General features: G+C 64.9%; 5 protein-coding genes. 4 read left to right on the forward strand and 1 reads right to left on the reverse strand.

Features of this window, described 5'->3' with window-relative positions:
• Positions 1-290: 290 nt before the first annotated feature.
• On the reverse strand, positions 291-4,508 hold the full coding sequence (locus ACP7A3_RS20180; protein ID WP_426256978.1) for a strawberry notch-like NTP hydrolase domain-containing protein: 4,218 nt from the start codon (positions 4,506-4,508) through the stop codon (positions 291-293).
• Between the two features lie 203 nt (positions 4,509-4,711).
• Here ACP7A3_RS20180 and ACP7A3_RS20185 point away from each other — a divergent pair, with 203 nt between their 5' ends.
• From ACP7A3_RS20185 to ACP7A3_RS20200, 4 genes are read left to right on the forward strand one after another with little or no spacing between them, the layout of a single operon-like run.
• Positions 4,712-5,473, forward strand: coding sequence for an ImuA family protein (locus ACP7A3_RS20185; RefSeq protein WP_174521628.1), 762 nt, complete (start codon positions 4,712-4,714; stop codon positions 5,471-5,473).
• Complete coding sequence (locus tag ACP7A3_RS20190; RefSeq protein ID WP_241768968.1) at positions 5,388-7,172, forward strand: DNA polymerase Y family protein; 1,785 nt, start codon at positions 5,388-5,390, stop codon at positions 7,170-7,172. Before ACP7A3_RS20185 ends, ACP7A3_RS20190 begins: the two co-directional genes overlap by 86 nt.
• Entirely contained in the window at positions 7,169-10,447 is a 3,279-nt protein-coding gene (locus ACP7A3_RS20195; RefSeq protein WP_116462973.1) for an error-prone DNA polymerase, read from the forward strand. Before ACP7A3_RS20190 ends, ACP7A3_RS20195 begins: the two co-directional genes overlap by 4 nt.
• A gap of 34 nt (positions 10,448-10,481) precedes the next feature.
• A complete protein-coding gene (locus tag ACP7A3_RS20200; RefSeq protein WP_241768967.1) occupies positions 10,482-10,739 on the forward strand; it encodes a hypothetical protein in 258 nt (85 codons plus the stop codon).
• Positions 10,740-10,970 lie beyond the last annotated feature (231 nt).

A 10,970-nucleotide genomic window follows, 5' to 3' on the forward strand; every position in this document is an offset into this window, starting at 1 on the left:
ACTGCGGTAGGCTTTCCCAAATTCTGTTCCCGGTTGCCTTTTCCCGGAATGGCGCCGGACCAACGGGGAAACGGGACGCTTGAGCCTGTCGGAACGCACCTGATTCCCGGTGCCAAATAGCAGTTTTAAGACAACTGTTCGCGCCCCTCGCGATCTCGACACGACAATCCATGCCGGATGGCCAATATGCGCGACAGTCAACCCGGCCGGGTTTTCCGATAGGCGAAGCGCCGTTTCGTGCTCGTTCTATGTTATGCCCCCAATGAGTGACGCCGGGGCCGTGCGGGTGATCAAACGGCGATCCGCTCGATCACGGCACTGGCCGCCCGGACAGGAATGAACAGGCGGGTCTTGTGCTGAATGATCTCGGTGAAACACCCGGCCGCCTTCAACTCCCCGAGGCGCGAATATGGCCAGTCGAGCAGTTCGAGCCGATGCTCACCTGCCACCAGGCTGCGCTTCAGCCTGTAGCTGCCAAGCGTCGCCATCTCGCCGGTGCCCAGCACGTGTTTGGCGGTATCCTCCCCTGAGACAACGATCGCTGCCTCGATCCCGAAAGCGGCGGCAAGTTTCGGGACGACCGGCGCAGGCACCAGACGTCCGAGGAACGACTGGCCATCGTCGGTGGTGATACGCCAGACCTGGACATGGTCGTCCGGAAGGCGGTCCCAAACAGGCAGGAGCAGGCCGGCCACCAGATAGATGGTGCTGGTGCGGGTTTTGCCGCGCAGATCGTCGACCTCGGCTGACCAAAGCGTCGAGAACTCTTCCTCGCTTGCTTCCTCCCACATGGTCTCGAGCAGCAGGTCCTGGCGCATCCGCTCGGTTCGGGTCGGCCGGATGAGTTCGAAGCGGCGGACAATTTCGCCGTCATCATCGGTGAGGGAAAAGGTGGTGCAGCGGATGGCCGCCTTGCCGGACTTCCGATTGACCATCGGCCGCGCATCGTCGCCGAGGCGGCGCAATGCCTGTTCCACGGAGATAGGCTTGTAGCGTTCCTCTGTTTCGAGGCGCAGGATCTCGGTTTCGGCTCCGCTGACCGGATCGCGCCTGATCACCGTTCGATCGAGAATGGTAATTCGCTCGGCGTTGATGGTCTCGACGCCGACGTCGAGCGTCCCAGCCTCCCGAGCCGCTTCAACCCGGGCTTCGATCAGGCCGAGATATTCGTCGAAGATGGCGTTCTGAAGAGCGACGCGCAGTGCCAAGATGCGATTGAGCCAGCGCTGGATGGGGGGTAGATCCTCCCTCAATCCGCCACCTTCACCTTCGAGTTCGAGCCCGGTCAACTGCTGGAACGTGGCGAAGGTGATCGAGCGAAGCTTGCCCTCGGCGAGCAAGCGAAACCATGTCTCGAGCGCCTCTCGTGCATAGTCGCTCTCGAGGTTATCGCGCGGATCGAAAAGTCCTTGCCCCCCCGTTTGGCGTTGGCCGCGGGTCAGTGCACCAAGGCTGTCGAGCCGTCGCGCGATCGTCGAAATGAACCGGCGTTCGCCTCGACAATCGGTGGACACCGGTCGGAAAAGCGGTGCCGCTGCCTGGTGGGTCCGGTGGGTTCGACCGAGGCCCTGGATCGCCGCATCGGCACGCCAGCCCGGCTCGAGGAGATAATGGATACGCCGGGACTGGTTCTCGGCTGAAAGGCTCGCGTGGTACGAGCGACCGGTGCCGCCTGCATCCGAGAATATCAGAATCTTCTTCGCACCACGCATGAAGGCGTCCGTTTCGGCGAGATTGGTGCGCGCTGAACGGTTCTCAATTCGCTGCCGACCACCGACGTCAACGATGATGCGCCGACTACGGCCGGTGACCTCGGCGACGGCGTCGGGGCCGAAATGACCGATGATATGGTCGAGGGCGGACTCGACGATCGGCAGCGCACCGACCTGCTCGACCAGGGTGTCGCGCATCTCGAGCGCCTCCTGGCTCAACACCGGATGACCCGCTTCGTCGCACATCGGCTCCGACCGGGTCTTGCCGGTGTCATCGACGAAGGTCTTCATCTGACGAACGGGGAAGGCCGCGATTAGATAGTCCATCAGAAACTCGCGGGGTGAGAGTTCGATGTCGAGATTGCCGCGTTCCTGTGAGCCGAGCCCGGCCAGTGCGCGATTGAGCATCGCTTCCGATGTCGAGACAAGTTGGACCACCACACTGTCACCGCGCGCCAGATCGGTGCGCATGGCGGGAATGAGGGCGGGGAGCTTCATGCCGATCAGAAGCTGGCCGAAGAAGCGCTGCTTCGTGGATTCGAAGATCGACAGCGCGGCCGCCTTTGCACCCCCGTTATACGTGTCCTTCGAAAAGCTGTCGGTGACCCGCGTTGCGTCCAGTGCGGCACGAAGATTGGCGTGGATGATCGCCCAGGCATCGGCATAGGCGTCGTATACGGCGATCTGATCGTCGGTGAGCTGATGCTCGAGGATGTCGTACTCCACGCCCGCGAAGCTCAGCGCGCGTGCCGTGTACAGCCCCTGCATCTTGAGGTCGCGCGCGATCAGCTCGAGGGCCGCCATACCGCCGCGCCGCAAGCTTTCAACGAAGGCGCGGCGATCCGCGAAGGCGGTACCTTGACCCCACAGGCCGAGGCGGGTCGCATAGGCAAGATTGTTCACATCGGAGGCACCGGTGGCCGAGACGTAGAGGACTCGCGCGCGTGGAAGGAGGTTCTGCAGCCGCACGCCTGCGATGCCTTGATCCGATCCGTCCTTCGTGCCGAACCGGCCTTCGCCTCCAGCTACACCGGCCATCTCGTGTGCTTCGTCGAAGACGAGCATACCTTCGAAGCTATCACCCGCCCAGTCGAGGATCTGCTGGAGGCGACTGCCCTTATCGCCGCGGCTCGATCGCAGCGTCGCATAGGTGAGAAAGAGGACGCCCTCTCCGGCGCCGATGGCCGTACCGAGCTTCCATTGGTTGAGATGCTGGATGTCGAGTGCGAGTCCTCCCACCGCGGTCCAGTCCCGTCGCGCGTCCTCAAGGAGCGTTTCGGTCTTCGAGATCCAGACGTGCCGGCGATGACCGCGGAGCCAATGATCGAGGATGATAGACGCGACTTGCCGACCCTTTCCCGCCCCGGTTCCATCGGCGAGGAAGAAGCCCGTCCGATACGGGCGACCTTCATCGTCCGGAATCAGGGTCAGGCCTTCCTCGCCGGGATGAAATCGGCCGGGAAGGTCGCGCTGAAAGGCGTCACCAGCGTAGATCAGCGTCTCGAGCTGCGCGTCCGACAGGACCTGGCTTTCGAGAATGGCGACGGGAAGGTTCGGCGCATAATGCGGTTGCGGTGCGGTGATCGACCCCATTGCGATCGATTCCACCAAGGCGGTTGGATGCTGCGCGGCGTCCTCAATCACAATGCGGCTTGGTCGATAGGGAAGGTAGACGCCAGCGGCTTCGCCTACCGGTGCCGGATCGTCGAGCACCGCATAGGAGATGTCCCGCATCACGGCAGAGGGCGTAGGGCGGGCAAGTGGCGTCGCCAGCCGGGGACGAGCCGCAAGAGCACCGAGCAACGACGACGGCCTGGGAACCGGCGATGAAGGCGCCGCGACCCGTGTAGGCGCTGGGAAGGCCACGATATGTCCGAGGGCATCGCTGAGGGTGGAGCAACGGATCAGCTCTGCTTCTCCTGAGCGCCCCTTCTCGAGGACCATGATCTTCACAGCCTGACCCGTACCGTGCTTCGCATAGGCATTGGGGGGCAGCGCAAGATGCAACGTCAGTGCGCAGCCCTCCGTCGCCCTTTTCCAGGCTCGACTTGACGTATCGACCCGTTCGGGGAGAACGGCCGCACACCGTCCGCCAACAGAAAGCCGGGACAATGTCGAGCGGAGATGTCGGAAGGCCGCGAGCGGATCGGCATGGCGCCCCAGGCTCCGCGAAAACGGCGGATTGATCAGGGCCGCAGTGGGCCGGATGACCGGGTCGAGAAAGTCGTGGATCAGCTCGGCGTCATGCGTGGTGACGGTCGTGTCGGGAAAAGCGGCGCACAACATCGCAGCGCGGGTCGCGTCGAGTTCGTTGAGGACAAGGCGTGCGCCGGCCCGGTGAGCGAAGGTTGCCAGAAGCCCGGTACCGGCGGAGGGCTCGAGGACGAGATCGTCGGACCCGATGCGCGCGGCAAGGGCCGCCAGAAAGGCCAGCGGCGCGGGCGTTGAGAATTGCTGGAGCTCGATCTGCTCTTCGCTGCGCACACTATGGGTCGGCAGGTTGGACACCAGCCCGTTGAGCTCCGCGAGGCAGGCCGCAGGCCCTGCGGGCAAGTCCGCGGTCGCGAGGTAAAGGACCTGGGCCAGTTCCAGCACGTCATAGGCGTCGCGCAGTGACCAGCGACCGTCGGCTGAGGACGTGCCGTGCGCCTGTTCCATAAGCCACAGCAACGACTCCCGCTTTACCGGGTCTTTCCTGGCGATGATCACGGCGAGCGCCCTGGCGGCCGTGATCGATGGCGCGGCAAACTCCAGCTCGGAAGCATCGAGGAGGCGGGCTGCGGGTAGGTGGCGCATCGAGGTTACTCCGTTCTTCCGTCCGGTGTTCATCACCGGATCGACACGCCGGAGGCGGCCTCCCCTCTTGTCGGCCTGGCGAGAATCGACCGGCGAGCTCGGGTTTGATCGCACACGACCCGTCCCATGCCGCCGCACGGAATCGTCTTGACGCGAATGCCAACTTTACGGAACATAAAGGGAACACACTGAGTCTAGCTGATATGTCCGCCGCCCTTCATCCTGCCGTCCCCGGCATTGACCATTTGCGCAGGATCGCTTCGCCGGCGACCGACTTCAGGGTCATGCCGTTTGGCATCGCGGCGCTCGACGCACGGCTGGGGGGAGGGGGCTTACGGGCGGGGGCGTTGCACGAAGCTACGCCGCGCAGCCCCTCGCTCGCCGATGATGCGGCCGCAACGCTCTTCCTCGCCGGCATCGCCGCGCGGGAAGCGATCGCCACAGGCGGTCTGGTGTTATGGGTGAGCTGCCGCACTGATCTCTACGCGCCGGCGCTGGAGCAAGCGGGGCTGCCGGCCGCAAGCGTGATCTATGCCCAGCCAAGGGACGATACCGCGCTCCTGGCGGTGGTCGAGGACGCGGTGCGTGACGGCACGCCGTGTGCGATCGTCGCCGAGGCGAGCAAGGTTTCAATGGTCGCGACGCGACGCTTGCAGCTCGTCGCGGGTGATGCCGACATACCCATTCTTCTCCTTCGCCGCGCGCGCCGTCTCGGCCAGGAAGTCTTCAACGAGCCGTCCGCAGCCTGGACGCGCTGGCGCATCGGGTCCGTTTCGTCCCAGCGCCTCGCGGTCGCGGGGGTGGGTCGTCCGCGTTGTTCGCTGGAGTGCAGCCGCCAACGTGGTGGCGAGAGCTTCACCATGATCGTGGAGGGCAGCGATGAGACGGGTCGTCTCGCTGTTCCTGCCGACCTTAGCCATCGATCGGCTGAGGCGGCTGGAACGGTCCGCTCTGCAGCAGCCTGAACGGTCTGTCCTCGAGGTGCCGATCGACGACGATCCGGGGGACTGTTCGGTGCCCCGGGGCGGCGGATGGCGTCCGGGCGCCCGGTGGGCGCGGCAAGGGCTGCCGACGCGGGCTGTTGTTGAGGCACAGATCGCAGCGCTTCCAACGCATGCGCGTCCCCCCGTACGCGAACTCGGTCGCCGGTCGGAGGCGGCCAGCCATCCGTTTAAGGCCATGGTGCAGGCTGCTCCGACATCGCCCCATCCCCTCCCATTGCTGGGGCACGCGCCGCTGGCGTTGGTAGGCAAGGTCGGGCGGCGAGAAGACATCGTCGCCGCGTGCGATGGGGCGCGCGCCCTGGGCGTGTATCCGGGCATGGCGGCGACCCACGCACGCGCGCTCGTATCGGACCTCGACGTCCGCCCGGCTGATCCGGAGGCGGATAGCGCGTTGCTCGATCGCCTGGCCTTGCTCGCCGTACGACGCTGGTCGCCGGTCGCAGCGGCGACGCCGAACGACGGGATCTGGATCGATCTTTCCGGTTGCGCGCATCTGCATGGCGGCGAGGAGCTGTTCTGCCGCCGTCTTCATGCCTTCTGCCGACGGGCGGGCTTCTCCGCACGGATCGCGGTCGCCGATACGGGTGGAGCGGCGCATGCCCTGGCAAGATACGGACGCGGCGAGATCATACGGGCACCCTCGGGCGCGACCGCGGATGCATTAGCGCCGCTGCCGGTTGCCGCCTTGCGGCTTGCGCCCTCCGCGCTCCGTGCGTGTCGACGCTTCGGCTTCGATACGATTGCAGATCTCCTGCCCGTGGCTCGGGGACCACTCGCCAGGCGCCTCGGGCTGCCAGCGATCGTTCGGCTCGATCAGGCGTTGGGTGCCGTAGCGGAGCCGATCACGCCCCGCGAGGATGCCGAGGTTCCTGGCGTTGAATGCCGGTTGCTCGAGCCGATCGGTACCGCTGAGGCGATTGAGCAGGTGATGGGCGATCTGCTGCGGGATCTTGCCCGTGTTCTGCAAGCGCGAGGGCTGGGCGCGCGGTCGCTGCGGTTCGCCGGCCTGCGGGTCGATGGATCCGAACAGATCGTCGGCGTGGGGACTTCGCGACCCACGCGAGAAGTTTCCCACTTGCTTCGCCTGCTGAAGCTCAGGATCGAGCGGATCGATCCGGGCTTGGGTTTCGAGCAGTTTCGGCTCGTAGCGCCGCACACCGAACCGCTTGACGCGGTGGATCTGGGCGCCGTGCTGGTCGACGACCGACAGAAGCGCGATCCAGCGCGCCTCGTCGACGTGATCGCGGGCCGGATCGGTGCCCAGGCCGTCTACCGCGCAGCCCCACGCGAAAGCCACGTGCCCGAGCGCGCCGTGATCCGATCCGACCCCATCGCTCTGCCGGGCGCATGGCCGGCATGGAAGCGGCCCATCCGGCTCTTTGCTCGACCCGAACCCCTCGGCCGGGTCATCGCGCTGATGCCGGACCAACCTCCGCGCCGCTTCGAATGGCGAGGGCGCGTGCATCGGATCGTCGCCGGCGATGGTCCCGAACGGGTGCATGGCGAATGGTGGCGGCGTGACGCCGAGGTCTGGGCGATCCGTGACTATTACCGGGTCGAGGATGAGGAGGGCGGCCGGTTCTGGGTATTCCGGCGCGGCGACGGCTTCGAGGACAACACCGGCGATCTGTCGTGGTGGATGCATGGGGTCTTTGGATGACCCATTACGTCGAGTTGCAGGTCCTCACGCATTTCTCGCTATTGCGCGGTGCATCGTCTGCCGAGGAATTATTCTCTGCCGCAGCATTGCTCGGATATCCCGCGATCGGGGTAAGCGATATCGGGACCGTGGCCGGCGTGGTCCGGGCCTGGGAGGCGCAGAAAGCGACCGGCGTTCGCCTGATTGCGGGCACCCGGGTCGATCTGTCCTGCGGCCGACGCCTCCTGCTCTATCCGACGGATCGACCAGCTTGGTCGCGGATCACGCGGCTCCTGACGGTCGGCAAGAAGCGGGCAGGGAAGGGCGCATGTCTGCTGCACTGGCATGATCTTGCGCCATGGTCCGACGCCGTCATCGCGATCCTGTTACCGCACGAGGCGGACGAGGAGAACCTTGAGGCGCTGGCCGACCTCAAGGCGGTCTTCGGGCAGCGGGGTTATATGGCGCTGTTCCAGCGGCGTCGGCCAGGTGATGCGGTTCGCATCGACGCGCTCGCGCGACAGGCAGGTGGTGCGGGCATACGCGCGGTCGTCACCGGCGACGTCCTTTATCACGCTCCGGAAGCGCGGCTGCTGCAGGATGTCGTCACCGCCGTCCGAGAGAAGTGCTCCGTCGACGAACTGGGCTATCGACGCGAGGTCAACGCCGATCGCGCGCTCAAATCGCCCGACGAAATGGTACGCAGGTTCCAGGATTATCCGGACGCGTTGCAGGCGAGCGTCGACATCGCCCGGATGTGCACCTTCGACCTCGGCGAACTGGCATATCAATATCCGCACGAGCGGGTCATTGAGGGACTGACTGCACAACAGGCGCTCGAGCAACTCGCGACCGAAGCGGTCGAGGGCATGTTCGACGGAAACGTGCCCAAGTCCTATCGCGACCAGATCGCACACGAGCTGCGGCTGATCGGCGAACTCGGCTATGCGCCCTACTTCCTGACGGTCCATTCGATCGTGCGTGAGGCCCGCCGGCGTGGGATCCTGTGCCAAGGGCGCGGCTCGGCTGCCAATTCGTGCGTCTGCTTCGTGCTCGGGGTCACGTCGATCGATCCGATCAAGCATGAACTGCTCTTCGAACGCTTCGTATCGGGCGAACGGCGCGAGCCCCCCGATATCGACATCGATTTTGAGCATGAACGGCGCGAGGAGATCATCCAGTGGATCTACGAAACCTATGGGCGTGACAGGGCAGCGCTGACCGCGGTCGTCACTCGTTACCGGGCGCGCGGCGCGGTACGCGATGTCGGCAAGGCGATGGGCTTGCCCGAGGATCTCACCTCCTCCTTGGCAGGCCTGGTCTGGGGGTGGTCCGCCGAAGGGGTCGGCGAGAAGCAGGTCGACGAGCTCAACCTCGACATCGGTGATCGCCGGCTGCGTCTCACACTCGATCTTGCGCGCAAGCTGATCGGTGTACCGCGTCACATGAGCCAGCATCCAGGCGGTTTCGTCCTGACCCATGATCGTCTCGACGACCTCGTTCCCATCGAACCAGCGGCGATGGAGGACCGCCAGATCATCGAATGGGACAAGGACGATATCGACAGCCTCAAGTTCATGAAGGTCGACGTGCTTGGGCTCGGCATGCTCGGTTGCATGAACCGCGCCTTTGACATGCTCGAGGCGGACAAGGGCCTGCATGTGGAGCTGAAGGATCTGCAGGACGACGATCCGGGCGTCTACGCCATGATCCAGAAGGCCGATACGCTCGGGACATTCCAGATCGAGAGCCGCGCCCAGATGAGCATGCTGCCGCGCATGAAGCCGCGGCGCTTCTACGATCTGGTCATCCAGGTCGCGATCGTAAGGCCCGGGCCGATCCAGGGCGATATGGTCCATCCCTATCTCCGCCGACGGGAGGGTCTTGAGCGCCCCGAGTATCCACGCCCTGAGCTGCGCGCCGTTCTCGAAAAGACGCTTGGCGTTCCACTCTTTCAGGAACAAGCCATGAAGGTTGCGATCGTCGGCGCCGGGTTCACGCCGGCTGAGGCGGACGCGCTGCGCCGTGCGATGGCGACGTTCAAGTTCACCGGCGGTGTCAGCCATTTCAGCGAGAAACTGGTGGAAGGCATGGTTGCCCGAGGGTATCCACGGGACTTCGCGGAGCGTACCTTTCGTCAGCTCGAGGGCTTCGGTTCCTACGGCTTTCCTGAGAGCCATGCCGCGAGCTTTGCCAAGATCTCCTATGCGTCGTCGTGGATGAAGCATCATCATCCGGACGTTTTTTGCGCCAGCTTGATGAACGCGCAGCCGATGGGCTTTTACGCGCCGGCTCAGATCGTGCGCGACGCGCGCGAGCACGGCGTCGAGGTTCGGCCGCCTTGCGTCAATGCGAGCCGCTGGGACTGTACGCTGGAGCCGACCGGGAGCCGATATCTGGCCGTCCGGCTCGGACTGAGGGTGATCCGCGGTTTGTCCAACGCCGATGGGGCCAAGATCGTCGCAGCTCGGGCAACCGCCTCGTACGACAGCGTGGAGGACGTCTGGCGCCGATCGGGGGCGCAACGCGCCTCGATCGAGAAGCTGGCCGACGGCGACGCCTTCCACGCGTTCGGCGCCGATCGGCGGCAAGGGCTGTGGAAGGTGAGGGGGCTGGGGGAGGCGCCGCTGCCCCTCTTCGCGGCCGCCGATCGTGCGGCTGTTGCCGGCAGCGTCGAGGGTATCGAGCCTGCGGTAGCGCTGCGCCCACTCACCGACGGGCGCGAGGTCATCGAGGACTATCGCAATCTGCAACTGTCGCTTCGCGCACATCCCCTAAGCTTCGTGCGCGACGAGCTGTCCCGACAAGGCGTGCGCTCTTGTGCCGACCTGAGCACCATCCGTGATGGCCGCCACGTCGAGGTGGCGGGCATCATCCTTGTCCGGCAGAAGCCGGGCAGCGCCAAAGGCGTGCTGTTCATCACCATCGAGGATGAAACCGGCATCGCCAACGGGATCCTGTGGCCGGATCGTTTCGAGGCGCAGCATCGCACAGTGATGTCGGCGTCGATGGTCGGGTTGAAAGGGCGCGTGCAGCGCGAAGGCGAGGTGATCCACGTGATCTGCGATCGGATCGTCGAGTACGGGGACCTGCTGATGAAGGTCGGCGACATGTCGTTCCCGCCTCGGACCGGTCGCGGAGACGCCGCGCAGCATCCAGGATCTCCCGATCGCGGAGAACCCGGTCATGACGCCGACCGGTGGAAGCCAGAACCGCGCGACTGCTATTGGCCGCCGCATGCCGACGGCAGGGATCCGGAACAGGTCGTGCGCTTCAAGTCGCACGACTTTCATTGATCCGATGGCGAGCTTGCCACGTCACCAGCGAGTCGTGATCGCGCTCTCCGTCCATATCCTCCGCGCGGGCGTCGCGCGCTGTTCGGAAGGACGCGTCGATGGCATCGAGGTACGGCTCGCGTTGCGATGTCTGCTGCCGCATTGTCCGGAGCCCTGGCCGCTGTCGTTATACTGGGATGCTGCGGCACAGGAGAACGAGATCGGCCGGGCACAGGGCGTAACCGCTGCATTCAATGGCATCGTCCGACAGCTGCGCAAGGCGGGCCGATACGATGAGAACGGCTTTTTGTAAGAGCGGCGTCGGCAGCCGGTGCGGAAGGGGATTTTGGACTCGATAGCTCGATGCAGCATACCAGCATGCGATCCAGCGAACCGGGATCTGGTGATAGGATGATCAAAATCGTCCGAGACTGTTGAAAAACGCGTGCTTGCGACGACGAGGAAGGCGTGATTCACTCCTGCCAGGCGGCGGGAGTATGGACATGATGGGTCGGCAGGTGGCGCAAGGCGCGCTGTTCTACGG

The organism is Sphingomonas sp. DC5200-1 (genome assembly GCF_049897245.1).
In the GTDB taxonomy this organism is placed as follows: domain Bacteria; phylum Pseudomonadota; class Alphaproteobacteria; order Sphingomonadales; family Sphingomonadaceae; genus Sphingomonas; species Sphingomonas aquatilis.